The sequence below is a fragment of the Desertibaculum subflavum genome (assembly GCA_003576705.1).
Classification (GTDB): domain Bacteria; phylum Pseudomonadota; class Alphaproteobacteria; order Ferrovibrionales; family Ferrovibrionaceae; genus Desertibaculum; species Desertibaculum subflavum.
Window position 1 is genome coordinate 82,913 of sequence record QOZS01000002.1, and the last position, 26,459, is coordinate 109,371.

The window sequence follows — 26,459 nt, forward strand, 5'->3', positions numbered from 1 at the left end:
AAGACGAAGCTCTTGGAGGGGCGCGCCAATGTACCGGGTCGTGATCGCGGAGATGAAGCACGAGACCAACACCTTCTCGCCGGTGCCGACGCCGCTCGCCCGCTTCGCCCGCGGCCGCGGCAACCCGCCGGAGGGCAAGAGTGCCTACCAGGCCTATAAGGGCACCGGCTCCGGCCTCGGCGCGCTGATCGACCTCTGCGAGGCGGAGGGCGCCGAGATCTCGCTCCCCATCGCCGCCTCGGCCTGGCCGAGCGGCCCGGTCGAGGATGCCGCCTTCGAGTACATGGCGGGCAAGATCTGCGACGCGGTGAAAAAAGGCTGCGACGCCATCCTGCTCGACCTGCACGGCGCCATGGTGACCGAGAGCCGCGAGGACGGCGAAGGCGAGTTGCTGCGCCGCGTCCGCGCCATCGCACCCGATGTGCCGATCGGCGTGGCGCTCGACATGCACACCAACCTCTATCCGGCCATGGTCGAGAACTGTAACGTCATCGCCGGCTACCAGACCTATCCGCATATCGACAATTACGAGACCGGCATGCGCGCCGGCAAGCCGATCTTCGCCATGCTGAAGGGCAAGGCGAAGCCGGTCATGGTCTGGGGCAACCGGCCGATGCTGCCGCATGTGATGCGGCAATCCTCGCTCGACGAGCCAAACAAGGCGCTGCAGCTCCGCTGCGCCGAGATGGAGCGCCAGGGCGCGCTCGCCGCCACACTCTTCGTCGGCTTCCCGCATGCCGATATCAAGCTGGCCGGGCTCTCCGTCGTCATGGTGACGAACGGTGACCTGGAGAAGGCGGAGAAGTGGCGCGACGAGCTGCTCGACCAGGCCTGGGCCAATCGCGAGGCCTTCGTCTACAAGATCGAACCGTTGGCTGAGAGCATGGCGCGGGCGAAGCAGATGGGCGGCGGCCCGGTCGCGCTGCTCGACCACTACGACAATTCCGCCTCCGGCGGCACCATGGACACGATGACGGTGCTGGGCGCCATCCTGGAATCCGGCCTGGAGAATGTCGCCGCCTTCGCGGTGCACGATCCGGCGGCGGTGCAGCAGATGATGCAGGCCGGCATCGGCGCCGAGGTGACGCTCCCGCTCGGCGGCAAGCTCGACATGCCCTCGATCAAGATGAAGGGCGAGCCGCTCACCGTCTCGGGCCGCGTGAAGCTGATCTCCGACGGCCAGTACAGAAATCGCGGCCCCGCCTCCAAGGGCGTGCTGATGGATATGGGGCCGACCGTCGTGCTGGATACCGGCAAGGTCGAAATCGTGGTGATCTCGCGCCACCAGGAGCCGAACGACCTCAACTGCTTCTACTCGCTCGGCATCGACCCGACGGCCAAGCGCTACCTGATGCTGAAGAGCCGCGTGCACTGGCGGGCCGGTTTCGCGCCGATCATCAAGGGCACCATCGAATGCGCCGGCACCGGCGTCTGCACCTCCGATTACAGCGTGCTGGACTTCCAGCAGGTGCGCCGCCCGATCTACCCGCTCGACCGCCTCAACACGCCCTAAGCACCAGATTCTCACCACGGAGGACACGGAGGCACACGGAGATTTTTCTTTTCCGCCGAAGGCGGATCGCCTTTCTCTCTGCGTGCCTCCGTGTCCTCCGCGTCCTCCGTGGTGAAATGTTTGGAACGGCATCAGGGGGAACCTTGGCCGTAGAAGCGCGTTTCGCCGTCATGGCGAAACCTCACCCGCCGGCTACGCAGCACGACGGAATCCAAACGGCCACCATCTGGCTCGGCAAGGCGATTTACATGGTGATCGCCTTCGCCTTGCTGGCGGTGGCGCTCGCCCTGATCGGCATCAGCCTGTGGGGCGCGCTCTCCAGCTTCGAAGCGGAGCGCGCCACCACCTTCATCCTGCTCGACGCCGTCGGCATGACGGTTCTCGGGCTCGCCATCGTCGACGTCTCGAAATACCTGCTGGAGGAGGAAGTGCTGCGCGAGCGCGAGTTGCGCTCGCCGGCCGAGGCGCGCGGCGCGCTGACCAAGTTCCTCACCATCATCACCATCGTGGTCAGCCTCGAAGCCGTGATCCTGATCTTCGAGACCTCGAAGGGCGAGACGCATCACGAGCTGGTCTACCCGGTGATGATGTTCGGCGCCGTCGTCGCCATCGTGGTGGCGCTCGGCCTGTACCAATATCTCTCCGCCAGGGCGCAGCAGGCCACCGGGACGCGCGACGCCATGCGGGCCGACGAGGCCGAGCGCCAGGCCGAGTAGGGCACCGCGGCGGCCGTTCGGGGTTCGACGGCGGCCCGATCAGCCTCTAGGCTGGACCGACGACTTGCCGGCGCCCAGGGGAGGAGCGGTCTTGGCGGTAAGGTCCCTGCAACGCCCTGACGTACAGCCCGGCGCGGCCGATCCGGTCGCGGCGGCCGAACGCCTGGCGCCGCGCATCGCCGAGCTGGCCGACCGCATCGAGGCCGAGCGGCGGCTGCCGCCGGAGCTCCTGGCGGAGCTGCACGCCGCGCGGCTGTTCCGCCTGCTGCTGCCCGCCAGCCTGGGCGGCCTGGAGACCGATCCGCTCACCTTCTTCCACGCGATCGAGGCCGTCGCCAAGGCCGATGCCTCGACCGCCTGGTGCCTCTCCCAGGCCGCCGGCTGCGCCATGGCCGCGCCCTATCTCGATCCCGCGATCGCGCGCGAGATGTTCGGACCGGCCGATGCAGTGCTGGCCTGGGGCCCACCCACCAGGCCGCCGCGCGCGGTCATGGTCGAGGGCGGCTTCCGCGTCACCGGCAGCTGGAGCTTCCTGTCCGGCGGCCGGCATGCCAGCTGGGTCGGCGCGCATTGCCTGCTCTACGCCGCCGACGGCACGGCCCTGGTCGAGCCGAACGGCAAGCCGACCGAGCGGACCCTGCTGATGCGGGCCGACAGCGTCGATTGGACCGATATCTGGTCGGTGATGGGCCTGCGCGGCACGGCGAGCGACGCCTATGCCGTGAGCGACCGCTTCGTGCCGGCGGGATATTCGGTCCGCCGCGATCATGCCCCGGACCGGCGCGAGACCGGCCCGCTCTACCGCATGACCACGCTCGCGCTCTTCCCGGTCGGCTTCGCCGGCGTCGCGCTTGGGCTGGCCCGCAGCGTGCTCGACAGCTTCCTCGGCCTCGGCCGCAAGGTGCCGCGCGGCGTGCGCCACGCCCTGCGCGACAATCACGCGGTGCAATCCGACCTCGCCCAGGCCGAGGCCGGCGTGCAGGCGGCAAGGCGACACCTGCTGTTCGAGCTGGAGCGGATCTGGCGCGAGGTCACCGCGAGCGGCGAATTCACCCTGGACCAGCGCATGACCATCCGGCTCGCCGCCACCCATGCGATCCACCAGGCCCGCCAAGCCGTCGACTTCGCCTATCACGCCGCCGGCGCCACCGCGATCTTCGCCACGCATCCGATGGAGCGCCGGTTCCGCGACATGCACACGGTGACCCAGCAGGTCCAGGCGCGCCGCGCCAATTTCGAGACCGTCGGCGCCTTCCTGCTCGGCGCCGAGCCCGACCTCACCTTCGTCTGACGAACCAGAGACTGCCCCGGGGAGACCACGATGCCGCTGCATCAGCTTCAGCACTACACGATCGAGCCGACCGATCTGGAGAAGACCAAGGATTTCTACTGCGACGTGCTCGGCCTCGAAGTCGGGGACCGGCCGCCGCTCGGCTTCCCCGGCTATTGGCTCTATTCCGGCGGGGTCGCCACCGTGCACCTGATCGGCCCGCGCCAGCCGCGGCCCGGCATCACCATCCGCCCGCCGGAGATGAAGTTCGAGAATACCGGCCGGTTCGACCACATCGCCTTCGCCGCGACGGATATCGAAGCGGTCCGCAGCCGCATCGACCGGCACGGCGTCAAGTATCGCGAGCAGGTGGTGCCGCGCACCGGGGCCGCCCAGATCTTCCTCTATGATCCCGACGGCGTCGGCGTGGAGCTGAACTTCCCGCCGAAGTAGCACCGCCCAGCCTCGCATCCGGCGGCAAATTCCCGGCCCGCCCGTCAATCGGGGATTAATGCCTGTGGCATAGCGTTCCGGATCGTCGGCGGCCGCGCCCGCTTGCGCCGCCGCCAGTCACGCGTATCGCCCGGACGATTGGATGACGCCGCCCAGTCCACAGTGGAACGAACTGCTCGAACGGCTCGGCGTCCGCAGCAGCACGTTCGACAAAGGGCAGGATGCCGCGGCGATGGCGGCAATGTTCCGCCGGGCCGCCTGGAACCGGGCGCGGCTGCCGCTGCGCATCGTCATGATCGCGGCGGCGGCGATGTTCGTGCTGTTCTGGTACTGGGATCGGAAGCTGGATCCGGTCGGCGCCGAGACCACCCTGCCGATCCGGCTGGCCGCTGGCGCGGCCTTCGCCGCCCTCGCCGTGCTGCCGAGCCTCATCCGGCTGGCCTGGCAATGCATCGCCTGCCTCTATGCCGCCGGCACCTTGCTCGCCGCCGCCCTGCTGGTCGCCATCGCCCTGCTGCTGCAGGACGGCTATCCGATGCTGAACGGGTCGATCGTTCTGGTCGTCATGTCGGTCGCGATCATCGGCCCCTACGACCGCTTCGCCGCGCCGCTGACGCTCGCGGTCGCCGCCATTCCCAACCTGACGGTGCTCGCGCTGCATCTCGCCGCCATACCCGCGCCGGGCCTGCCCGCGCCGGACCGCGCCATCAGCATCGCCATGCTGCACGGCGCCGCGGCGCTGCTGGCGCTGCTGCTGATGCGCCTGCACAGCGTGGACCGGGAGAACCTGTTCGCGGCCCAGCAGGAGCTGCACCGGCTCGCCACCACCGATCCCCTGACCGGCGCCAAGAACCGCCGCGTGCTGCAGGAGCGCTTCGCGCTCGAAGTGGCGCGGCAGAGCCGGCTGCGCGGCTCCACCGCGCTCCTGATGCTCGACATCGACCATTTCAAGCAGGTCAACGACACCTATGGCCACAGCATCGGCGACGAGGTGCTGCGCGACCTGGTGCAGCGCTGGACGATGATGCTCCGCGATATCGACCTGCTCTGCCGCATCGGCGGCGAGGAATTCGTCGCGCTCCTGCCCGACACGCTCGGGCTCGACGCGCTGGTGATCGCCGAGCGCCTGCGCCACGAGACGGCGGAGCTGCCCGTCGCCACCTCGGCCGGGCCGATCAAGGTCACGATCAGCCTCGGCGTGACGGTGGTGGGGCCCGGCATCGACGACCTCGACCTCGTGCTCGAACGCGCCGACGCGGCGCTGTTCGAGGCCAAGGCGGCCGGGCGCGACCGCGTGATGGTGTCGACTCCCCTCGCGCTCGCCGCCTGACGCCAGCTCAGGGGTGCGGGCCCCAGGGTGCTGCGAGCAACAGCTGCACGTTCTGGTTCTGCACCAGCGGACGGAAGTTCTTCGCGAATTCCTGGAACGCCTCGTCGGCGAACAGCCGCTTCCAGAACGCGCGGCGGTCGTTGTCGTCCTCGAACTTCCAGAGATGCACCAGCTGGTGCAGCGGGCCGGTATCGCTGACGAAGTAACCGACCAGGTGGCCCTTGGCGTGCTTCTCCAGAGCCGGCCAGCCGAGCTTCTGGTAGTGCCCGATCGCCTCCGGCATCTTGCCGACCTGCACGTTGTAGGTGCGCATCTCGTAGACGGCCATGCTGTCCTCCCTCGGTTGATCTCAGAGCATCGCGCAGCGCATGGCGGCGGTAAAGCGGCCGTCTTGTCCCCCGCCCCGCCGCTTGGCCTATGATGCGGCGACCACCGCCTTGACCGAGCTGGAACTGATGCCTTCCGAGAACCTGTTTGCCCTGATCCGCGCCGCCAATCCCGACCCGAGCAAGCCGTTCCTGGAGACGCCGGAGGGCCGCAAGTGGTCCTATGGCGACCTCTATGCCGAAACGGCGCGGCTTGCCCATGCGCTCAAGGGCTATGGCGTCAAGGTCGGCGATCGCGTCGCCGTGCAGGTGGAGAAGTCGCCGGACGCCATCGCGCTCTATCTCGCCTGCCTGCGCGCCGGCGCCGTGTTCCTGCCGCTCAACACCGCCTACACGCTGGCCGAGCTCGAATACTTCCTCGGCGACGCCGAGCCGCATCTCGTCGTGGTGCGCCCGGATGCGGAAGCGGCCATGCAGGCGCTCGCCGCCAAGGTCGGCGTGCCCAAGGTGGCGACGCTCGGCACAGCGGCCGACGGCTCGCTGCTCCAGGCCGCCAAGGGGAAGCCCGCCGAGTTCGAGGACGTCGCGCGGGCGAAGGACGACCTCGCCGCCATCCTCTACACCTCCGGCACCACCGGGCGCTCCAAGGGCGCCATGCTCTCCCACGACAACCTCTATTCCAACTCGCGCATGCTGGTGGATTACTGGCGCTTCACCGAGCACGACGTGCTGATCCACGCGCTGCCGATCTTCCACACCCACGGCCTGTTCGTGGCGACCAACGTCACGCTGCTCGCCGGCGGCCAGCTGATCTTCTTGAGCAAGCTCGATCCCGATCTGATCCTGAAGGTGATGCCGCGCGCCACCGCGATGATGGGGGTGCCGACCTTCTACACCCGCCTGCTGCAGCATCCCGGCCTGACGAGAGAAGCGACGGCGCATATGCGCCTCTTCATCTCCGGCTCGGCGCCGCTGCTCGCCGAGACGCACCGGGAATGGAGCGCCCGCACCGGTCACGCCATCCTCGAGCGCTACGGCATGACCGAGACCAACATGAACACCTCGAACCCCTATGACGGCGACCGCGTGCCGGGCACGGTGGGCTTCCCGCTGCCGGGCGTCGCGCTCCGCGTCACCGATCCGGAAACGGGGAAGATCCTCGGCACCGACCAGATCGGCATGATCGAGGTGAAGGGCCGCAACGTGTTCGGCGGCTATTGGCGCATGCCGGAAAAGACCAAGGCGGAGTTCCGCGCGGACGGCTTCTTCATCACCGGCGATCTCGGCAAGGTGGATGCGCGCGGCTATGTCCACATCGTCGGCCGCGGCAAGGACCTGATCATCACCGGCGGCTTCAACGTCTATCCGAAGGAAGTGGAGAGCGAGCTCGACGCGCTGCCCGGCGTGGTCGAGTCCGCCGTGATCGGCGTGGCGCACCGGGATTTCGGCGAAGGCGTCACCGCGGTGATCGTGCCGGAGAAGGGCGCCAGGCTCGACGAGGCCGAGATCCTGAAGACGCTGGAGGCTCGCCTCGCCAAGTTCAAGCTGCCGAAACGCGTCCTCTTCCTCGACGACCTGCCGCGCAACACCATGGGCAAGGTGCAGAAGAACCTGCTCAGGGACCAGTTCAAGGATCTGTACGGGTGAGCGATCCTCCCCCTCCCCGCCTACAGGCGGGGAGGGCCGGGGTGGGGTTTGCGGCCGCGCCGCGATCTCAAAAAAAGAAAACCCCCACCCAGCCTCCCCCGCCTTCGGCGAGGGAGGAGTCCAGCCCTCAATTCATCGTCAGCTCGTGCCGGCCGACGACCATCCAGTGCACCTCGTCCGGGCCGTCGGCGAAGCGCAAATGCCGCACGTCGGTATAGAGCTCGGCGAGCGGGGTCCAGTTGGAGATGCCGGTGGCGCCGTGCATCTGGATCGCCTGGTCGATGATCCGGGCCGCGCGCTCCGGCACCATCGCCTTCACCATGCTGACCCAGACGCGCGCTTCCTTGTTGCCGAGCACGTCCATCGCCTTGGCCGCCTTCAGCACCATCAGCCGCATCGCCTCGATCTCGCAGCGCGCCTGGGCGATGATCTGCAGGTTGCCGCCGAGATAGGCGATTTGCTTGCCGAAGGCCTGCCGGTTCAGGCCGCGCGCCACCATCATGTCGAGCGCCTTCTCCGCCTTGCCGATGGTGCGCATGCAGTGATGGATGCGCCCCGGCCCGAGCCGGACCTGTGAAATCTCGAAGCCGCGCCCCTCGCCCAGCAGCATGTTCTCCTTCGGCACCCGCACGTTGTCGAAGCGGATATGCATGTGGCCGCGCGGCGCGTGGTCGTGGCCGAAGACATGCATGGGCCCCAGGATCTGCACGCCCTTGGTATCGGTCGGCACCAGGATCTGCGATTGCTGCTTGCTCGGCGGCGCGTCGGGGTTGGTCTTGACCATGACGATCATGATCTTGCAGCGCGGATCGCCGGCGCCGGAGATGTAGTATTTCTCGCCGTTGATCACGTAGTCGTCGCCGACCAGCTTCGCGGTGGTCGAGATGTTCTTCGCGTCCGACGAGGCGACATCCGGCTCGGTCATCGCATAGGCCGAGCGGATCTCGCCGGCGAGCAGCGGCTTCAGCCACTTCTCCTTCTGCGCCTTGGTGCCGACGCGCTCCAGCACCTCCATGTTGCCGGTATCGGGCGCGGCGCAGTTCATCGTCTCGGAGGCCATCGGGCTCTTGCCGAGCTCGACCGCGATATAGGCATAGTCGAGGTTCTTCAGGCCCTCGCCGGTCTCGGCATCGGGCAGGAAGAAGTTCCAGAGCCCTTCGGCTTTCGCCTTGTCCTTGGCCTTCTGCAGCACCTCGAGCTGGCCCGGCGCGTAGCCCCAGCGATCCTTCTTGTCGGCGCCGAGGCGGACGAACTCCGCCGCCATCGGGTCGACCGTCTCCTTGATGAACTTGCGGACCCGGTCGTAGAGCGGCCGCGCCTGGTCCGACATGCGGAGATCGTTCAGCTCGTCGCCGGGATTGAGATTGTAGTTCGTCTGCCGGGCAATGGCGGGCACGCGCATTCGGTTTCCTCCTGATTTCTGCCGCCAGCTTAGCGGCGGGGCGCGCCGGAGCAACGCCAAGAAAGCCCTCTCCGCCCTCGAAGAGGGGGGAGAGGGTTGGGTGAGGTGGGGAGGATGCGTCTCCCGGATGTGCGCGAGCGCGGATGCGTTGCGCACAAACGGTTCTTGCCGAGAAGCGGCGCGCCCCACCTCTCCCAACCCTCTCCGCCCCTGTGGGGCAGAGAGGGCTTTCTGGCCGGCTCACCCGCTCGTCAATCGCCGCGCTCTCCCACTGCTGTATGCTCCCACGGACCGAAAGAGCGGAGCCCCCGATGATCGAGATCCACCACCTCAACAACTCGCGCTCCCAGCGCATCCTGTGGCTGCTGGAGGAGCTCGGCGTCGAGTACAGGATCGTGCCCTATCAGCGCGAGCCGACCCGCCTCGCGCCGGCCGCGCTCAAGGCGATCCATCCGCTCGGCAAGTCCCCGGTGATCCGCGACGACGGCCAGGTGGTGGCGGAGAGCGGCGCCATCGTCGAGTACCTGGTCCGGAAGTACGACAAGGCGGGCAAGCTCGCGCCACCGATCGACCCGAGCTCGGCCGAGTGGTGCGCCTGGAATCACTGGCTGCACTTCGCCGAGGGCTCGGCAATGCTACCCTTGATGCTCAAGCTCTATGTCGGCCGCCTCGGCGAGGCCGGCGCGCCGCTCGCGCCCCGCATCGACAGCGAGCTCAAGAACCATTTCGACTACATGGAAGGCGCGCTCGGCACCCAGGACTACTTCGTCGGCAACCGGTTCACCGCCGCCGACATCCAGCTCTCCTTCGTGCTCGACGCCGGCGCCCAGCGCGGCGGCCTGGCGGCGTACCCGCGCCTCACCGCCTTGCACGAACGGCTGAAGGCACGGCCGGCCTATCAGCGGGCGCTGGACAAGGGCGGGCCTTATGAGCTTGGGCGGTAGTGATTCTATGAGCGACGAAGACGACCGAACCACTGCGTTCGGTCTTTTCAATTTCGCCCACAGCTATTGGCAATCGGCCGTCGCTCTCAAGAAGGCCGACGTCAGTGCTACGCACTCCGATGAACCAGTAACATTTCTCTATTGCCACGCAGTCGAGCTGTACCTGAAAGCCTTCCTCCGCGCCGCTGGGCTATCGGTGAAGGAGCTGCGTGACAAGTACGGCCATAACGTCGTCAAGCTGGCTGACGCGGCGCGCGAGGACGGTCTCGAATTTCAGGACGAGGATTCGGCCGTCATTGAATTAATCGCACAGATGGGCCCCGTGACGCTCCGCTATCTCAGAACCGGCTATTTCCGACGTCCTGCTCTTGAGGCGTTGAACCGCACGTGTAGGAGCTTTCATGAATCCGTTGCGAGGCTCCTCGTGGAGCAAGGCCACAAGATCCGCCCTCTCACCCCTATTGGCCTTGCCCAATGAATCTCCGAATGATTGCCACCACTGCACCGGCAGACGGGGCTCCATGGTCAGGTCTTGCCTCTTGATTAGGTGCGCTCGGCGCCACCTCCGTGTGAACCATAGTTGACACACAAGCAGACGATAACCATAGTTCACACCATGCTCGAGCTCATCGCCAGCAACCTGTTCACCCGCTGGCTCGACGGGTTGCGCGATCGGCAAGGGCGCGCCGTCATCCTGGCCCGGCTAGCGCGCGTCGAGGCGGGGCAGTTCGGCGATGCGAAGCCGGTCGGCGGCGGCGTCTCCGAGCTGCGCATCGCCTTCGGCCCCGGCTACCGCGTCTATTTCGCCCGGCGCGGCGCGACAATCGTGCTGCTGCTGGCCGGCGGCGACAAGTCGAGCCAGGCGCGCGACATCGCCAGGGCGAAGCGGGTCGCGGCCGAATGGAAGGATTAGGTGCCATGCCAGTGAAGACCCGGGCAGGGAAGACCAGCGCAAAGCAGGCCGCGGCGAAGCAGCGCAAGGTGGGGAAGATCACGTTCCGCCGCTTCGACATCGCGGAGAAGCTGGAGAGCGAGGCGGACATCCTCGCCTTCATGCGGGCCGTCGTGGCGGAGGCGGGCGACGACCCCGCGGCGATCACCGGCGCGCTCGGCCATGTCGCGCGTGCGCGCAACATGGCGCAGCTCGCGCGCGATACCGGCCTGACCCGGGAGGGTCTCTACAAGGCGTTCGGGCCGGGCGGCAATCCGAGCCTCGCGACGGTTCTGAAGGTGGCGCGGGCGCTGGGCCTCAAGCTGACCTTTGCGGCGGCCTGACAATCGGCGACTTCCCTTTTAGAAAGAATTCTGCTAAAGTTCACGCCGGAAAGTGCGCCTGCCGTAAGCGGCGGCGTGCGGCTCTGCTCTTTGAACGTGTGAAGATCGGTCCAATCAGCTCGCGGCACAGGCCACGGGCGCGGCGTTCGCGTGGCCCAGGTGATCCCGGGGATCACTTCGGGAAGCCAAGGCCAGTCAAATCAAAGGCTTGAGTACCCAGCGCGATCCCCGAACCAGGCCAGAACTGGCTGAAACTGGCAAAAACTGGCTCAAACTGGGCAGCCACCGGCGCGAAACTGGCCAAAACTGGTTCGAACTGGCGCTGGCTGGCCGCCACAGGCTTGAGGCCGCCTCACCCCCGGCCGAAGCCGAGCGTCGGCTTGAGGCCATCGGCGATCAGCGTGTCGGCAGTGAAGCCGAAGGCGGCCTTGGCGGCGGCGGGGTCGCCCAGGCTCTCGCGGATGTCGCCCGCGCGGGCGGGCCCGTGCACGATTTTCGGGTCGTTGCGGCCGGCGATGCGGGCGATCGTCTGCGCCAGCTCCAGCACCGTGGTGGCGCGGCCGGTGCAGATGTTGAACACGCGCGCGCCCTGCTCCATCCCCGCCATCGCCGCCACCAGGTGGCGCACCACGTCGGCGACATAGACGAAGTCGCGATACTGGCCGCCATCGCCGTTGATGGTGATCGGCTCGCCCGCCTTCACCCGGTCGGCGAAGATGGCGATCACGCCGGAATAGGGCGATTTCGGGTCCTGCCGCGGCCCGTAGATGTTGAAGAAGCGGAAGCCCGTGGACGGCACCTTGTGCACCACCCAGGCGACGCGGGCATGCAGCTCGCAGCCGAGCTTGTCGGCGCCATAGGCCGAGAGCGGCTGCGTGGCGGAGGTCTCCTTCAGTGGCAGCGCCGGGTTGTCGCCATAGACCGCGGCGGAGGAGGCATAGACCACCGGCACCGGGCCTTGGCTGTTGCAGCTGCGCGCGAGGTCGAAGGCGGTGATCGCGCCGGTCAGGTTGGCGCGGTGGGTGCCGAGCCAGTCCTCGTTGCCGCGCTGGACGGAGGCGATGGCGGCGAGGTGGAAGCAGCCGTCGATGCCGGCCATCGCCCTGGCCATCAGGCTCGCATCGGCGATGTCGCCGACGATGATCTCGGCGCCCGCCGGCGCGTTCTCGCGCTTCCCCGTCGACAGGTCGTCGACGATGCGCACCTTGTGCCCGGCCGCCACCAGCGCGTCGGCCAGGTGCGAGCCGATGAAGCCACAGCCGCCGGTCACTAAGTACGTCGCCATTCAGAGCTCACTCCGCCTTCGCAACTGGAGCCCTCTCCCTCATTGAGGGAGAGGGTTGGGTGAGGGTGAGAGTGTCCGGACGCGCTGCTTCAGCAACGGGCCCTCACCCCGGCCCTCTCCCGCGGTGCGGGAGAGGGAGAAGATCAAGCCTGCGCCGCGGGCGTTATCACGCGGTGAACATCTTGCCGGGGTTCATCAGGCCTGCCGGGTCGATCGCCTGCTTGATCAGGCGCATCACGCTGACCGCGTCGCCATGCTCGGCCTGCAGGAACTTGGCCTTGCCGTAGCCGATGCCGTGCTCGCCGGTGCAGGTGCCGCCCATGGCGAGCGCGCGCAGGATCAGCTTCTCGTTGATCCGCTCGGCCTCGGCGAGCTCGGCGGGTTTATCTTTATCGAGCACGAAGGCCAGGTGGAAATTGCCGTCGCCGACATGGCCGACGATCGGCGCCACCAGGAAGCTGGCGTCGAGGTCCTGCTTGGTCTCCAGGATGCATTCGGCGAGGCGCGAGATCGGCACGCAGACATCGGTCGCCCAGAGGCCGAGGTTGTTGCATTCGTGCTTGCGCAGCGCCAGCGCCGCATAGGCCGCGTCGTGCCGCGCCTGCCAGAGCTTGGAGCGGTCCTCCGCCCGCGTGGTCCACTGGAACTCGCCGCCGCCGTTCTCCGCGGCAATAGCGCCGACCATCTCGGCCTGCTCCTTCACCCCGGCCTGGGTGCCGTGGAATTCGAGGAACAGGGTGTGCTGCACCGGATAATCGAGGCCGGAATATTTGTTGATGGCGTCGAGCTGCACGTCGTCGAGCAGCTCGATCCGGGCGACGGGGATGCCGGCCTGGATCGTCGCGATCACGGTGTTGACCGCGCCGGCGAGATCCTTGAAGCCGCAGACGGCGGACGACATCGCTTCCGGCACGCCATAGAGCCGGAGCGTGATCGCGGTGATGATGCCGAGCGTGCCTTCGGAGCCGACGAAGAGCCGCGTCAGGTCGTAGCCGGCGGCCGACTTGCGGGCGCGGCGCGAGGTCTTGATCACCCGACCGTCCGGCAGCACGACGGTCAAGGCCAGCACGTTCTCCCGCATGGTGCCGTAGCGGACGGCGTTGGTGCCGCTGGCGCGGGTCGCGGTCATGCCGCCGATCGAGGCATCGGCGCCCGGGTCGATCGGGAAGAACAGGCCGGTATCGCGCAAGTAGGCGTTGAGCGCCTTGCGGGTGACGCCGGGCTCCACCGTGCAGTCGAGATCCTCGGCGTTCACCTCCAGCACGCGGTTCATCCGCGTCATGTCGACCGAGACGCCGCCGTTCAGCGCCACGACATGGCCTTCCAGCGAGGTGCCGGTACCGAACGGGACGATCGGGGTGCGGTGGCGGGCGCAGATCCTGACGACCTCGGCGGTCTCCTCGGTGCTCTCGGGGAACACCACCGCGTCGGGCAGCCGGGCGGCGTGCCAGCTCTCGCCCTTGGAATGGTGCTCGCGCACCGCCTCGGCCGTGGTGCAGCGCTCGCCGAGCAGAGCTTTCAGCTCGGCGATGCAGGCATTGGTGGCTGCGGGAACGGCGCTCATCGGGCTCTCCGGGAATTGAGGTCCGAGCCTACCGGGACGCCGGCTTCCGTGCGAGCCCCCCGCTGTTATGATCCGCCCCCCGCCAAGCAGAAGAAAGCACGAGGAAATCGCCCTTGAACGACATGCCGAACAAGCCTCTGGACCCGGCCCTCGAACTGCCCCCGGCGCAGGTGCTGCCGGAATGGATCGACTACAACGGCCATATGAACGTGGCCTATTACGTGCTGGCCTTCGACAAGACGCTCGACCGGTTCTGCGACCGCATCGATGTCGGTGCCGATTACGTCAAGCGGACCAACCAGTCGATCTTCACCCTCGAGATGCACGTCCACTACCGCCAGGAGGTGCTGCAGGGCGACCCGCTCCGCTTCACCTTCCAGCTGCTCGATGCCGACGACAAGCGGATGCACTACTTCATGCGGATGTATCACGGGACGGAGGGCTACCTCGCCGCCACCTGCGAGCAGATCGCGCTGCATGTCGATCTCGGCAGCCGGCGGACCGCGCCCTGGCCGGCGGCCCAGCGCGAGCGGCTGATGGCGCTGAAGGCCGAGCACGCCGCCCTGCCCCGCCCGGCCGAGGCGGGCTCGGTCATCGCCATCCGGCGCAAGTCGGCGTGAATTCCGCACCGCGCCACGCTTTCGCCATCGGGATCGCCGCACTGCTCGCGAGCGCATGGCCGGCCTCGGCCCAGCTCAGCGACTGCGCCGCCCCGCCGGGGCCCGGGGTCAACTGGCAGCGCTGCCAGCTGAACGACCGCGACATGCCGGGCTTCGACCTGACCGGCGCCAACCTGCGCGAGGTCAACCTCTCGGCCACCGACCTGACCGGCGCCCGGCTGGTCGAGATCGATGGCCGGCGGGCCCGGCTGACCGCGGCACGGCTCCGGAACGCGGTGCTGGACAAGGCGGTGCTGCGCGAGGCCGACCTGACCCGCGCCGACCTGCGCGGCGCCTCGCTGAAGGGTGTCGATCTCCGCCGCGCCAAGCTGTTCCGGGCCAATCTGGAGAGGGCGGATCTCAGCGGCGCGCAGATCGACGGCGCCGACCTGCTGCATGCGGAATTGAGCGGCGCGCTGTGGATCGACGGTCGGACCCGCTGCAGCGAAGGGTCGAGCGGGCAATGTCGGGCCGCACGGCCAAACAAGGAGTGAAGTCTTCACTGGGGTGTATCTTTCGATTTCTCAGACACTTGCTTGGTAAATTGATGTTCTTTGATAAAACTTTAGCAAATATAACTGCAAATATTACTGGTTAAATTGCCGCGAGAATGATTTTGTACTTGCCTCTCCACAAATTAGGGGGTAGGCGTATTGCATCGAGAGAGGTGTAATCATGGCCACGTTGAGTGCAGCCGCGTCCGCGCCTGTATCGTCGAGGGTTTCCTCGGCGAACGTGGCGCCGCCACCCAAGCCCGAAGCCGAGCCGGCGCCGAAGCCCGCCAACTCGAACTCGTCGCAGGTGCGCTATCTGAGCCCGGTGATCGAGATCGATGCCGAGGCCGGCCTCGCCCTGCTGCAGGTGCGGGATGTCGAGAACGGCAACGTCCGCTTCCAGCTGCCGCCGGAACGGGTGGTGCGGGAATACAAATCGACCGAGGCGGCGACCAATCCGCCGCCGGCCGAGCCGCCACGCTCGGAGGCGCCCCGTACGGAGCCGAGTGTCGAAGCGCCGCCCGTCGCGACTGCTGCCGAGGCGGCCGCGACCTCGTCGATCACTCCGGCGGATCCGGCCGCCGCGAAACAAGCCTGAGCGCCGGCAGCGCGTCGTCGCCGCGCGCTGCCGCCAGCGCCTGTTCCGCCAGAGGATCCAAGCCTGCCGGCACCGGGCGGCCCTGCCGCAGCCGGTCGCTCAGCGCTTCTTCCAGGCTCCGCCGCCGCCGCAGAAGATATGGGCTCACCATCCTCGACCCTCATCCCCGTCAAGCCCGGCCTTGCGCGGCCGATGCAGCATTTACCTACAAAATGTAGATTCGCCGGTCAAATCAAACGCTACATATAGATACGACCCAGCTCTCCACAATCAACATCCAATAATAACACGCCGTATCGCCGAAGACACCATGTATTTACTTGGTTAATATTCTATTAATATCCACAGGCCTGTGGAAAACGCTGTCGTTCATTCCAATTATCAAGCCGATTCGCTCCGATTCGCGGCATAGTCGGACGGGTCGAAGTCAAGCTTGCAATGAGGGCGCAATACACTTGACCGCAAGAAATTTGGATTCACGGGTCGACGTCTTGATCTCTGGAAATTCATTGCCGCCGCCCGCGGACGCGCTCACGGCGATACGGCAAGATCGAACTGCGAAGCTGTGAACGGCGCGCCGGCGGCCCCGGCGGTCCGGCAGGTCACGCCGATGGTCCAACCGCGCGCCGCGCGGCCGATCTCGTACAGGTTCCAGCCACCCAGATCGCCGTGCCGGTCGTTGCCGGCGGAGGCGGACGGTGCCCCGATCACCGGGGTCGCGCCGGCAACCCCCTCGATCTTGCCGAGGTGCCGGCGATGCGTGTGACCGTGGATCACCAGCTCTGCCCCCGCCCGGCTCACCACGGCGCGGAACGCGGCTGCGTCGGCCAGGCCCTTGCGGCCCCGCCCGCCGCGGATGGCTAGCGGCGGGTGGTGGATCAGGACTATGCGGCAGAGCCCCTCCCGGCCGAGCACCGCCAGGCGGTCCTCCAGCGCCGCGAGCTGGTCGCCGCCGACCCGGCCTTGCGACGACCACCAGGGCATCGGCCAGCCGGTATTGACGCCGATCAGCGCCACCTCGCCGATCCGGCGCACCGCGGGCTGGGCCTCGCCGGCATCCCCGGTCACATACGGCGCCCAGGCCGGCATCGCCCCGCCCGGCCCAAGCGGGACATAGGCGTCATGATTGCCGGGCACCACCATGACCTGCCCGGGGGGGCCGAGCCCGGCGAGCCAGGCACGCGCCGCGGCGATCTCCGCCGGCAGGGAGATGTTGCCGATATCCCCGGTGACCGCGATGCGGTCGGGATGGTGGGCTTCCAGATCGCGCTGCACCGCCGCCAGCACTGCCGGCAGATGGGTGGTCCGACGGGAGCGGTGCCAGGATTGCCAGCCCAGCACCCGCTTGCCGAGCAGATCGCGCAGGCGCGCGGGCGGCAGCGGCAGATGCGGGTCGGTCAGGTGGGCCAGTCGGAACATTGCGGGCAGGCTCGGCAGAAGGTCGCGCAGGGAGTCGCGTCGGAGGCGCCGAGCGTGTATGAGGCGCCCGTCGCAGGCTGATTAGGGCGTCATCGGGGTATGAGCAACCGCGATTCGAAGGCAGCGCGGCCCGCCATCGCGGGGCGCGTGGTCGGCCGCGGTGCCGCCGAGATCTGGGGAATGTCTTCCGAGCAGCGCCTGCAGCGCCTCTTCGCCCGCCTTGGCATCGCGGTCGAGGCCGGCAGCGCCGACGGTCAGGTGCTTGTCCGCGCCGATTTCGTCACCGACGAGGCGCTGATTCGCGACCTGGCGGTCGCGCCGCGCACGGCGCTGACGACGGAAGACGGCGCCGCACTGGTCGCCGTGCACGCGCCGGCGGCCGAAGCCGGGGTCGCCGCGACGGCATTGATCGAAGGCAATGCCGCGGGCCTGCCGCAGACTTACCGGTTGCTGCCTCCGTCGGCGCTGAGCAGCAGCTACAACGCCAAGCTGCGCAAGCGCATGCAGCCACTGCTCGAGCCGTTGACGGCAGCGAAGGCGCCGATGATCGAGGCCCGCATGTTCACCGGCGCCTACAAGGGAGCCACCGACCTGGTCACCAAATACGTCTGGCCGCGGCCGGCGCTGACGGTGACGCGCTGGTGCGCCCGCGCCGGCATCTCGCCGAACGCCGTCACCTGGGTCAGCCTCGGCTGCGTCATCGCGGCGTTCTGGCTGTTCTGGCAAGGGGCCTTCATCGCCGGCCTCGCCTTCGCCTGGATGATGTGCTTCCTCGACACCGTCGACGGCAAGCTCGCCCGCGTCACCTTGACCTCGACCAAGCTCGGCGACGTGTTCGATCACGGCATCGACCTCGTGCATCCGCCGTTCTGGTACTACGCCTGGGGCGTCGGCCTGTCGGGCCCGACGCTGACCCCGGAGATCGCCGCGCTGGTCGCCGTCATCGTCGCCGGCTACGTGATCGGGCGCCTGCAGGAAGGCTTCTTCATCTGGCGCTTCGGCCTCGAGATCCATATCTGGCGCCCGGTCGACACCTGGTTCCGCCTGATCACGGCGCGGCGCAATCCGAACCTGATCCTGCTGATGGCCTTCGCCATGGTCGGACGGCCGGATCTCGGGCTGTGGTCGGTGGCGCTCTGGACCGCAGCCTCGCTCGGCTTCCACTTCCTGCGCATCGCCCAGGCCGCCGTCGCGAAGCGGCGCGGGCCGATCGCCTCCTGGCTGGCAGAGCCGGCATGATCCAGCAGGGGGCCGTGCGGATCGGCGTCATCACCAATCCCGATGCGCGGCGCAATCGCACCGACCATGCGGTGCTGCGCGCGCTGGAGCAGCGGCCGGAGATTCCGCGCATCTCCTATCGCGGCGAGGGCGACCTTGCCGCGAGCCTCGGTGAAATGGCGCGCGGCGGCATCACCGACCTTGTCGTGGATGGGGGCGACGGCACCGTGGTCGCTGCCGTATCCGCGGCGCTCCGGGTCCCTGAATTCGCGCGGCTGCCGCGCCTCGTGGTGGTGCCCTCCGGCATGACCAATCTGATTGCGGCCGAGATCGGCGCGACCGCACCGCGCGACGCCGTGATCGATCGCCTGCTCACGGCCAGCGCGGCGACCCTGGAAGCGGCCACGGTGACGCACGCCCCGATGCGGATCGAGCGCGGCGATGCACTGCCGCCACTGCACGGCTTCCTGCTCGGCGCGGCGGCGTTCCATCGCGGCACGCTGCTCTCCTGGGAGCGCGTACACCGGCTCGGCGCGACCCAGCACGCGGCGGCCGGCCTCGGCATCCTCGCCAATGTCTGGCGTGCGATATTCGGCGCCGACCGCCAGATCTTTCTGAACGGCGATGCCATGCAGGTCACGGTGAACGGCGCGCACCTTCCCGGCGAGCGACGCTTCCTCCTGCTGCTCAGCACGCTCGATCGCCTCGTCCTCGGCCTGCGGCCGTTCTGGGGCGATGGGGACGGCGGCATACGCTGGCTCGACGTCACGGCACCGCCGGTGCGTGTGTTCCGCGCGCTGCCGCGCGTCCTGTTCGGCCGACCGTCGCCCTGGATGGAGGCAGCCGGCTATCGCAGCGGCCGCGCCGACCGGATTCGTCTCGATACCGCCAGCCCCTTTATCGTCGATGGCGAGGTGGTGGAGCCAGGGCCGGGTGGTTTCGTCGACATCACGATCGAGCGCCCGTTCCGGTTTCTGCGCCTGAGCTGACGCCATGCGCGCCGGCGACGCCATGCAGCTCATCCGGACGGCGATCGACGCCGAGACGTCGAAGCCCGTCACGGCCGGCGTCCAGCGCATGGTGGCCGCCGTGCGCGAGCGCTTCGGCCCTGCGGTCGCCGGCATCATCTTCTACGGCTCGTGCCTGCGCGCGGGAACGACCGAAGGCGTGCTCGACTTCTACGCCATCGTCGACAGCTACGAAGCCGCGTTCGGCAGCGGCCTGCTGGCGCTCGGCAACCGGCTGGTCCCGCCGAACGTGTTTCACCTCAAGGCGATGCACGGCGACGGCGATCTCCGGGCCAAGGTGGCCGTCCTGTCGCTTGACGATCTCGACCGTCTGACCCGGCCCGACAGCCGCCAGACCTCGGTCTGGGCGCGGTTCTGCCAGCCGACCGGCATCGTCTATGCCCGCGACGAGGCCGTTCGCGGCGAACTGGTCGAAAGGCTGTCGCAAGCCGTGGTGACCGCCATCGGCAGCGTCGCGCCCCTACTCCCGGCCGATCTGTCGCCCGCAGAGCTCTGGACGCAGCTGTTCGCGCATACCTTCGGCGCCGAATTCCGCACCGAGCGAAGCGACCGGCCGGCGGTGATCTATCGATTCGATTCCGAGCGCTATGACCGGCTCGCAAGGCCGGCATTGGCCGCCGCCGGAATCGCTGTCGCGGAGGCGGGCGGCAAGCTTCGCCTCACCATCGCCGCGCCCGAACGCGAGGCGGCGCGGCGCGGCTGGCGCGCCAAGGTACGTCGCGGCAAGAGCCTGACGCTGCTGCGACTGGTCAAGGCGGTCTACACCTTCGATGGCGGCGTCGACTATCTCATCTGGAAGGCCGAGCGGCATTCCGGGCGCAAGGTCGATGTCTCAGCCTTCGCCCGCGCGCATCCGATTCTGTGCGCGCCAGTGGTGTTCTGGCGGGCGTGGCGCCAGGGCGTGTTCCGATGATGCGCCCATTCCGATGACGCGCGTGTACCGCTGAAACGACGACGCCCCGCCGAGGCGGGGCGTCGGTATCCGTGCGTCCCGCTGTGGCGCGCTACTGCGCGACGGCGAGGCGCGGCTCCTCGAGCAGGCCGAGCTCGGTGCCGATCGCCTGGAACACATCGAGGATGCGCTCCAGCTGTTCGCGGCTATGCGCGGCGCAGACGCTGCAGCGGAGCAGCGACACGCCGTTGGGCGTCGCGTGCGACGGCGCCAGGTTCACGTAGATCCCGCTCTCCAGCAGCATGTTCCAGAACCGCACGGCCACTTCCAGGTTCGGCAGGTGCACGGCGACCACCGGGCTGACCTCCGGCCCGACCTGATAGCCGAGGCGGCGCATGCCGTCGTAGAGCAGGGTCGAGTTGGCCTTGAGGCGCAGCCTGAGCTCCGGCTTCTTGCGCAGCACGCCGAGGGCGGCGCTGACCGAGGCCATCACCGAGGGCGGCAGCGAGGCGGTGAACTTGTAGGTCCGGCAGGCGACGCGCAGCACGTCGAATTCCGGATGGTTGGAGACGATGAAGCCGCCGACGGCGCCGAGGCTCTTGGAGAAGGTGCCGACGATGAAATCGACCTGGTCCTCGACCTCGGCCTCCTCGGCGAGGCCGCGGCCATGCCGGCCGAGCACGCCGAGCGAATGCGCCTCGTCGACCACCACATAGGCGCCGTGACGCTTGGCGACCTCGACGATCTCCTTCAGCGGCGCACGGTCGCCCAGCATCGAATAGATGCCTTCGACGACGACGATCTTCTCGCCGGGCTGGCGGGCCAGCCGCGCGAGGCGCTTGTCGAGATCTTCCGGATTGTTGTGGCGGAAGCGGGTGACCTGCGCGCTCGAGAGCTTGCAGCCGTCGTAGATGCTGGCATGGCTGTCGGCATCGATGACGAGATGATCGTGCGGGCCGGCAAGCGTCGACAGAATGCCGAGATTGGCGTGATGGCCGGTCGAGAACACCATGGCCGAGCGGCGGCCGAAGAAATCGGCGAGCTCCTGCTCCAGGCGACGATGCTCCTCGTACGAGCCGTTGGCGACGCGTGAGCCGGTGGTGCCAGTGCCTTCGCGGCGCAGCGCGTCGACGGCCGCGTCGATGCAGGTCGGATCGAAGGTGAGGCCGAGATAGTTGTTGGTGCCGGCCATGATGGTCGGGCGGCCGTTAACCACCGCCTCGGTCGGCGAGACGACCTTGCCGACATTCACCTTGAACGGGTTGTGGCCGGCCGCGGTGACCTGCTCGTATTCCTTCAAGAGCGGCGCAAACTTATCGAACAGGCCCATCTCTATCCTTCCTTCATCTTGGCGATCATCGCCGCCAGATCTCCAACGGTTTCGATCTCGGGCAGATGGTTGATCGAGATCGAAACGTCGAACTTGTCTTCCAACGCCATCAACAAATCCATCTCGGCGAGGGAGTCGAGATTGAGGTCCTGGCGCAACACGGTCGACGCAGTCACCGGTACCTTGTTCTGCGTCACTGCCCCCAACGTCTCGATGATCGCGGTTAAGATCTCCTGGTCGTCACCGGACATAACGCTGGATCCCAATCGCGTTCACCATCACCGTAATCCAAATCCCTGAATTGGCCGGTCCGGCCGGCGCACCTCCTGCGGCGCCCCTGCCGCAAAACTGCAACGAGAAGGTAAGTGGCCGCAATTCCAACAAGAAATCACAAACTGTAACCAACTATTGCGGCGCAAAAGCCGATTTTAACTCTCAGATCCAGCCATTTTCGCGGTACCAGGCGACAGTCTCCCGGAACCCCTGGGTCAGATCGATGCCGGGAACCCAGCCGCCGATCTGGGCCAGCGAGGGGCCCTGGCGGGCCCAGCTGGCATGGTAAATCTCGCGCACCTTGCCCGTCGAGAGAATCTGCGGCCGACCGGTCAGCCTCCCGGCGGCCTGCGTCAGCAGGGCGGTGGCCCAGAGGGCCGCACGCGGTACCGGCAAGACGATCGGGCGGCGCCCGACCGCTTGGGCGCCGGCCGCCAGCATATCGCCCCAGAGATGGCCCGCCGCTGCACCGTCGTCGACCTCGAAAATTCGCCCCTCGCCGCCCGGCGCGAGGGCGCGGCGGATGCCGCCCACCAGATCGGCGACATGGACCATGCCGACGCGCGCCTCGGAACGGTTGAGCCTGAGCGCAATGCCTCGCGCCAGGACACGGAAGAAGGGCAAGGTCTCGGGATCGCCCGGACCATAGACCGCCGTCGGCCGCAGCACGATCCAGGCGCCGGGAAAACGCGCCGGCAGCACGATCTCGGCGGCGCGCTTGCTCGCGGCATAGGGCGAGAGCCAGGGCTCGCGCGCCGCCAGCGTCGATACCAGCACGAAACGACCGACCCCGGCCGAAGCGGCCGCGGCGGCGAGCGCGCCGGTCCCGTCGCGATTGGCCAGCATGAACTCGGCGGCGCTCCGCGCCTTGATCGCACCGGCAAGATGCACCACCGCATCGGCGCCGCGCACCAGCCGGGCCAAAGCCGCGCTGTCGGCCAGGCTGCCGATTACCACTTCCTCGCCCCGCGCATCTTCGGGCAAGCGCCGGGCGAGCGAGCGCACATGCCAGCCTTCGGCCAGCAATGCGGGCACGAGATGCCGGCCGACAAATCCGGTGCCGCCGGTGATGGCGACGATGCGCGGCAAGGAGATCAGCGCGCCGCGGCGCGACTGGGACCGGCGGCGGGCGCGAAGGCGCCCTGTTCGAACATCCGCTTCGCCTGCGAGCGGCTGAGCTTGCCGGAGGAAGTCTGCGGCAGGGCATGCGGCGCGACCAGCACGACATCGCCCTCGACGCCGGCAACATCCTTCACCGCATTGGCGACCTTGCGGCGCAGGTCGTCGCGGTCGGCGGCCGCCGAGGCGCGGCACTGCACCAGCAGCACGACCCGCTCGCCGGAAGCGCCCGCATCCACCGCGAAGGCGGCGACATCGCCGCTGCGCAGGCCGACGGCGCGCTCGGCACCCCATTCCAGATCCTGCGGCCAGATATTGCGCCCGTTGACGATGATCAGGTCCTTGGCGCGGCCGGTGATGACAATCTGGTCGCCCAGCCAATAGCCGAGATCGCCGGTATCGAGCCAGCCTTCGCCGTCCAGCACCGCCGCGGTCTCCGCCGGCCGGTCGAGATAGCCCTGCATCAGGTTGGCGCCGCGCGTCAGCACGCGGCCGACCCGCCGCTCGCCCACCGCCGCGCCGGTCGCATCGATCAGCTTGACGTCATGTGCCGGCAGCGGCCGGCCGCAGGCGACGAAGCTGCGCGCGCGGCGGTTCGGCCCCTTCGGCGCGGCGGCAATGCCTTCATCCTCCAGACGATCGAGATCGACGGTGTCGGTCAGCATGCCGCGGTCGAGCGGTGCGAAGCTCACCGCGAGCGTCGTCTCGGCCAGGCCGTAGCTCGGCACCAGCGCCGTCGCCCTGAAGCCGATGCGGGCAAAGGTCTCGGCGAAGCGGTTCAGCACCTGCGGCCGGATCATGTCCGCGCCGATCCCGGCGGCGCGCCAGGACGACAGGTCGATATCGTCGATCGGCGCCGTCTCCGCCCGGCGGGCACAAAGCTCGTAGCCGAAGGTCGGGCTGTAGCTGAGCGTGCCGCGATTGCGCCCGATCAGGCGGAGCCAGAGCAATGGCCGCCGCGCGAAATCGCGCGTTGCCATCAAGTCGACCGAGATCTGGCAGGCCAACGCCGCGAGGAAGAATCCGACCAGCCCCATATCGTGATAGAGCGGCAGCCAGGACACAGCGCGATCCTGCTCGCGCACCTGCAGGCCATGCGCGGTGATCCCGATCACGTTCGCCATCAAGGCGCGCTGGGTCACCACGATGCCCATCGGAAAGCGCGTGCTGCCGGACGAGAACTGGATGTAGGCGACATCCGCCGGCTGGGCGGCGTGCTCGACCGGCACGGAGGGCCGGTTCGCCAACGTCGCGACGTTGCCAAGGAACAGGAGCTCGAGCCCGTCGGCCGCCGCTTCGACATAGCCGAGCAGGTCGGCATGGGCGATGGCGGCCTTGGGCCGGCAGGCCTGCATCAGACCGCGCAGCTGATCGATATAGGCCTGCTTGCCGCCGAAGCCCTGCGGCAGCGGCAGCGGCGCCGGCGCCAGGCCGGCATACTGACAGGCGAAGAAGGCGCGGGCGAAATCGGCCTCCGTCTCCGCCACCAGCGCGACATGGTCGCCGGGCTTCAATCCGAGACCGGCCAGACGGCCGGCCAGGTCCAGCGCCTCGTCGCGCAGCCGCGCATAGGTCAGCACCTCGGCAAGGTCGCCCCGGGCCGAGTGGAAGTTGAGCCCGGTTTCCCCACGCGCCGCGTAGTCGAGCGCGGCAACGATCGTCGGAAAGTCGCCAAGGCGCCGCGGCAGCGAGGTATTGTCTGTCGGAGTCGGATTCAACATCAACATAGAGTAGGCGACCCGGAGCAGGCGCCAAAGCGGGGCTCTGTAACAGATGGACCCGGATACAGCAAGAAAGCGGCGGCGCAAGGCAGAGATGTGGCGCCATCGCGGCGAGGGGCGGTGCCCGGCGCGCCGGACGCAGATCGTCGCGTGAGCCCCCTCTCCGAAGCCACAGATGCGCCGCGCGTCTGGGCGCTGCTCGGCGACAAGGCGGGCGACAACGCCCAGGTCCTGGCGCTGGCCCGCGCGCTCGGCTGGCCGTTCGAGGTCAAGCGCCTCGCCTATCGGGACTTGCGGAAACTGCCGAACCTGCTGTTCGGCGCCTCGCTGGCGACGCTCGACCGCCGGCGGTCCGCCCCCCTGGCGCCCCCCTGGCCGGACCTCGTGATCGCGGTCGGCCGGCGCAGCGTGCCGGTCGCCCGCTGGATCCGCCGCCGGGCCGGCGGTCACGCCCGGCTGGTGCAGATCGGCCGGCCGCGTGCCCCGGCAGCCTGGTTCGACCTGGTGGTGACGACGCCGCAATACGCGATCGCGCCGGGGCCGAACGTGATCGAGCTGCCGCTGCCGATCGCGACACCGGCCGCCGCGGATACGATCGGCGATTTCGAAGCGCTGCCGCGCCCGCGCATCGTTGCTCTCGTGGGCGGCCCGTCGGTCGCGTTTCCCCTCGATGCCGCCGCCGCGCGCCGGCTACGCGAGCATCTCGAGGCGATGGCGAAAACCTGGCAGGGCTCGCTGCTGGTGACCACCTCCCGGCGCACGCCGGAACCGGTGGCGGCCACGCTGCTCGCCTCCTATGCCGAGCCGAGCCGCACGCTCGGCTTCGGCGCGACGCCCGGGCCGAGTCCCTATCCCCGCCTGCTCGCCGCCGGCGACGTGTTCGTCGTCACCGCCGACAGCGCTTCGATGCTCGCCGATGCGGTGACCACGGGGCGGCCCGTCTTCGCGTTCGGCGAGCCTCGTTCCGTGCAACCGCTTCCCTTGTCCTGGCGCCTGCATCGGCGTTTCGGCACCGACAGGCCGGGCGCCGGCGGCCCGCTTCGACGGCTTTACCGATGGCTCCTGAATATCGGCCTGATCTACGGTCCGAGACGGCTCGACCTCCTGCTCGCGCGGCTTTACAGAGAAGGCCTCGTGCAGGAGCTGCCGGACCGTCCCATGCCCACGCCGCCCACCGCTGCGCCCCGCGGCACCGTCGCCGGGCTCGACCTGGTCGTCGAGCGCGTGCGCCGTTTGATGCAGGAGCGCTAGGGGATGGCAATGCGCGGCCTTTCGGTGCTGGCCGTGGTGCCGGCGCGCGGCGGCAGCAAAGGCGTGCCGCGCAAGAATCTGCAAGCCGTCGGCGGGCAGAGCCTGATCGCCCGCGCCGCCGCCGTGGTGCGGGCGCTGCCCTGGCTCGACGCGGCGCTGATTTCGACCGACGACCCCGACATAGCCGAGGAAGGCCGCCGGCACGGGCTGCAGGCGCCGTTCCTCCGTCCGGCCGAGCTTTCGGGCGACACGGCCGGCGCGGCCGAGACCTGGCGCCATGCCTGGCTGGAGGCGGAGCGGCAGCACGGCCGGCGCTTCGACCTCTCTGTCTGGCTGCAGCCGACCAGCCCGATGCGCGAGCCGGACGAAGTGACGCGGACGGTGACGGCGATGCTCGACGGCAACCATGCGGCGGCGGCCACGGTCAGCCGCGTGCCGGGCCATCACACGCCGGAAAAGACCTTCACGATCGATCCGAACGGTGTGATGCGGTTCTACCTGCCGGAAGGCGCGCGCCATACCAGCCGGCAGAGCATCCCGCCCTACTACACGCGGAACGGGCATTGCTATGCCACCCGTCGCGCCACGCTGGTCGACCGCCTGCACATCGTGGAGGAGGATTGCTGCGCCGTTGTGATCGACCGCTTCATTGTCAACATCGACGACCCGATCGAGATCGAACTCGCCGAATGGGCCATGGCGCGCGAAGCCCGGTTGCGAGGGACATGAAGC

General features: G+C 68.4%; 28 protein-coding genes. 18 read left to right on the forward strand and 10 right to left on the reverse strand.

Annotation, left to right across the window (positions count from 1 at the left end; all coding sequences use genetic code 11):
- The first annotated feature begins 28 nt into the window (after positions 1-28).
- The 5 genes from DT074_RS01685 (at position 29) to DT074_RS01705 (ending at position 5,282) form a co-directional block, all read left to right on the forward strand.
- Positions 29-1,513, forward strand: a complete 1,485-nt coding sequence (locus DT074_RS01685; protein ID WP_119418064.1) for a M81 family metallopeptidase — start codon at positions 29-31, stop codon at positions 1,511-1,513.
- A gap of 170 nt (positions 1,514-1,683) precedes the next feature.
- Positions 1,684-2,229, forward strand: coding sequence for a hypothetical protein (locus DT074_RS01690; protein ID WP_119418065.1), 546 nt, complete (start codon positions 1,684-1,686; stop codon positions 2,227-2,229).
- 91 nt (positions 2,230-2,320) lie between these two features.
- Entirely contained in the window at positions 2,321-3,520 is a 1,200-nt protein-coding gene (locus DT074_RS01695) for an acyl-CoA dehydrogenase family protein (protein WP_162914550.1), read from the forward strand.
- Between the two features lie 30 nt (positions 3,521-3,550).
- Positions 3,551-3,952, forward strand: a complete 402-nt coding sequence (locus DT074_RS01700) for a VOC family protein (RefSeq protein WP_119418067.1) — start codon at positions 3,551-3,553, stop codon at positions 3,950-3,952.
- 142 nt (positions 3,953-4,094) lie between these two features.
- Complete coding sequence (locus tag DT074_RS01705; RefSeq protein WP_119418068.1) at positions 4,095-5,282, forward strand: GGDEF domain-containing protein; 1,188 nt, start codon at positions 4,095-4,097, stop codon at positions 5,280-5,282.
- A 7-nt stretch (positions 5,283-5,289) separates the two neighbouring features.
- Here DT074_RS01705 and DT074_RS01710 read toward each other — a convergent pair whose 3' ends face one another.
- Positions 5,290-5,610, reverse strand: coding sequence for an NIPSNAP family protein (locus DT074_RS01710; protein ID WP_119418069.1), 321 nt, complete (start codon positions 5,608-5,610; stop codon positions 5,290-5,292).
- 118 nt (positions 5,611-5,728) lie between these two features.
- Between DT074_RS01710 and DT074_RS01715 the strand changes: the two genes are divergently transcribed.
- Entirely contained in the window at positions 5,729-7,255 is a 1,527-nt protein-coding gene (locus DT074_RS01715; protein ID WP_438503659.1) for a malonate--CoA ligase, read from the forward strand.
- A 127-nt stretch (positions 7,256-7,382) separates the two neighbouring features.
- Here DT074_RS01715 and DT074_RS01720 read toward each other — a convergent pair whose 3' ends face one another.
- Positions 7,383-8,657, reverse strand: coding sequence for an acyl-CoA dehydrogenase family protein (locus DT074_RS01720; RefSeq protein ID WP_119418070.1), 1,275 nt, complete (start codon positions 8,655-8,657; stop codon positions 7,383-7,385).
- 311 nt (positions 8,658-8,968) lie between these two features.
- On the opposite strand from DT074_RS01720, the gene DT074_RS01725 reads away from it, so the two are divergent.
- The 4 genes from DT074_RS01725 (at position 8,969) to DT074_RS01740 (ending at position 10,876) form a co-directional block, all read left to right on the forward strand.
- A complete protein-coding gene (locus DT074_RS01725; RefSeq protein WP_119418071.1) occupies positions 8,969-9,601 on the forward strand; it encodes a glutathione S-transferase family protein in 633 nt (210 codons plus the stop codon).
- Between the two features lie 7 nt (positions 9,602-9,608).
- Positions 9,609-10,079: a HEPN domain-containing protein gene (locus tag DT074_RS01730; protein WP_119418072.1), complete on the forward strand. Its 471-nt coding sequence runs from the start codon at positions 9,609-9,611 to the stop codon at positions 10,077-10,079.
- Between the two features lie 138 nt (positions 10,080-10,217).
- Positions 10,218-10,514, forward strand: coding sequence for a type II toxin-antitoxin system RelE/ParE family toxin (locus DT074_RS01735; protein WP_119418073.1), 297 nt, complete (start codon positions 10,218-10,220; stop codon positions 10,512-10,514).
- Between the two features lie 5 nt (positions 10,515-10,519).
- Positions 10,520-10,876 carry an addiction module antidote protein gene (locus tag DT074_RS01740; protein ID WP_119418074.1) on the forward strand — a complete coding sequence of 119 codons (357 nt, stop codon included), beginning with the start codon at positions 10,520-10,522 and terminating at the stop codon, positions 10,874-10,876.
- Between the two features lie 172 nt (positions 10,877-11,048).
- Here DT074_RS01740 and DT074_RS27880 read toward each other — a convergent pair whose 3' ends face one another.
- From DT074_RS27880 to DT074_RS01750, 3 genes are all read right to left on the reverse strand, one after another.
- The gene (locus DT074_RS27880) at positions 11,049-11,213 is read right to left on the reverse strand and encodes a hypothetical protein (RefSeq protein WP_162914551.1); all 165 of its coding nucleotides are present in this window, start codon (positions 11,211-11,213) and stop codon (positions 11,049-11,051) included.
- A gap of 15 nt (positions 11,214-11,228) precedes the next feature.
- On the reverse strand, positions 11,229-12,161 hold the full coding sequence (locus DT074_RS01745) for an NAD-dependent epimerase/dehydratase family protein (RefSeq protein ID WP_119418075.1): 933 nt from the start codon (positions 12,159-12,161) through the stop codon (positions 11,229-11,231).
- A 166-nt stretch (positions 12,162-12,327) separates the two neighbouring features.
- Complete coding sequence (locus tag DT074_RS01750) at positions 12,328-13,725, reverse strand: FAD-binding oxidoreductase (RefSeq protein ID WP_119418076.1); 1,398 nt, start codon at positions 13,723-13,725, stop codon at positions 12,328-12,330.
- Between the two features lie 122 nt (positions 13,726-13,847).
- On the opposite strand from DT074_RS01750, the gene DT074_RS01755 reads away from it, so the two are divergent.
- From DT074_RS01755 to DT074_RS01765, 3 genes are all read left to right on the forward strand, one after another.
- The gene (locus tag DT074_RS01755; RefSeq protein ID WP_119418151.1) at positions 13,848-14,345 is read left to right on the forward strand and encodes a thioesterase family protein; all 498 of its coding nucleotides are present in this window, start codon (positions 13,848-13,850) and stop codon (positions 14,343-14,345) included.
- Positions 14,342-14,878, forward strand: a complete 537-nt coding sequence (locus DT074_RS01760) for a pentapeptide repeat-containing protein (protein WP_119418077.1) — start codon at positions 14,342-14,344, stop codon at positions 14,876-14,878. Before DT074_RS01755 ends, DT074_RS01760 begins: the two co-directional genes overlap by 4 nt.
- Before the next feature lie 181 nt (positions 14,879-15,059).
- Positions 15,060-15,476 carry a hypothetical protein gene (locus DT074_RS01765; RefSeq protein ID WP_162914552.1) on the forward strand — a complete coding sequence of 139 codons (417 nt, stop codon included), beginning with the start codon at positions 15,060-15,062 and terminating at the stop codon, positions 15,474-15,476.
- 531 nt (positions 15,477-16,007) lie between these two features.
- Here DT074_RS01765 and DT074_RS01770 read toward each other — a convergent pair.
- Positions 16,008-16,895: a metallophosphoesterase family protein gene (locus DT074_RS01770; protein WP_119418079.1), complete on the reverse strand. Its 888-nt coding sequence runs from the start codon at positions 16,893-16,895 to the stop codon at positions 16,008-16,010.
- A 99-nt stretch (positions 16,896-16,994) separates the two neighbouring features.
- Here DT074_RS01770 and DT074_RS01775 point away from each other — a divergent pair, with 99 nt between their 5' ends.
- The 3 genes from DT074_RS01775 to DT074_RS01785 are packed head-to-tail and all read left to right on the forward strand — an operon-like array spanning position 16,995 to position 20,054.
- Positions 16,995-18,134: a CDP-alcohol phosphatidyltransferase family protein gene (locus DT074_RS01775; protein WP_119418080.1), complete on the forward strand. Its 1,140-nt coding sequence runs from the start codon at positions 16,995-16,997 to the stop codon at positions 18,132-18,134.
- Positions 18,131-19,102, forward strand: a complete 972-nt coding sequence (locus tag DT074_RS01780; RefSeq protein ID WP_119418081.1) for a diacylglycerol kinase family protein — start codon at positions 18,131-18,133, stop codon at positions 19,100-19,102. The genes DT074_RS01775 and DT074_RS01780 overlap by 4 nt, the downstream gene beginning before the upstream one ends.
- Before the next feature lie 4 nt (positions 19,103-19,106).
- On the forward strand, positions 19,107-20,054 hold the full coding sequence (locus tag DT074_RS01785) for a hypothetical protein (protein WP_119418082.1): 948 nt from the start codon (positions 19,107-19,109) through the stop codon (positions 20,052-20,054).
- A gap of 91 nt (positions 20,055-20,145) precedes the next feature.
- On the opposite strand, the gene spt is transcribed toward DT074_RS01785, so the two are convergent.
- The 4 genes from spt to DT074_RS01805 form a co-directional block, all read right to left on the reverse strand.
- A complete protein-coding gene (gene spt / locus DT074_RS01790; protein WP_119418083.1) occupies positions 20,146-21,363 on the reverse strand; it encodes a serine palmitoyltransferase in 1,218 nt (405 codons plus the stop codon).
- Positions 21,364-21,365: 2 nt separating this feature from the next.
- The gene (locus tag DT074_RS01795; protein WP_119418084.1) at positions 21,366-21,614 is read right to left on the reverse strand and encodes an acyl carrier protein; all 249 of its coding nucleotides are present in this window, start codon (positions 21,612-21,614) and stop codon (positions 21,366-21,368) included.
- A gap of 184 nt (positions 21,615-21,798) precedes the next feature.
- On the reverse strand, positions 21,799-22,725 hold the full coding sequence (locus DT074_RS01800; RefSeq protein WP_162914553.1) for an NAD-dependent epimerase/dehydratase family protein: 927 nt from the start codon (positions 22,723-22,725) through the stop codon (positions 21,799-21,801).
- 5 nt (positions 22,726-22,730) lie between these two features.
- Positions 22,731-24,476, reverse strand: a complete 1,746-nt coding sequence (locus DT074_RS01805; RefSeq protein WP_119418086.1) for a fatty acyl-AMP ligase — start codon at positions 24,474-24,476, stop codon at positions 22,731-22,733.
- 150 nt (positions 24,477-24,626) lie between these two features.
- Here DT074_RS01805 and DT074_RS01810 point away from each other — a divergent pair, with 150 nt between their 5' ends.
- The gene (locus DT074_RS01810) at positions 24,627-25,727 is read left to right on the forward strand and encodes a mitochondrial fission ELM1 family protein (RefSeq protein WP_162914554.1); all 1,101 of its coding nucleotides are present in this window, start codon (positions 24,627-24,629) and stop codon (positions 25,725-25,727) included.
- Positions 25,728-25,730: 3 nt separating this feature from the next.
- Positions 25,731-26,456, forward strand: coding sequence for an acylneuraminate cytidylyltransferase family protein (locus DT074_RS01815; protein ID WP_119418088.1), 726 nt, complete (start codon positions 25,731-25,733; stop codon positions 26,454-26,456).
- The last annotated feature ends 3 nt before the right edge of the window (positions 26,457-26,459 follow it).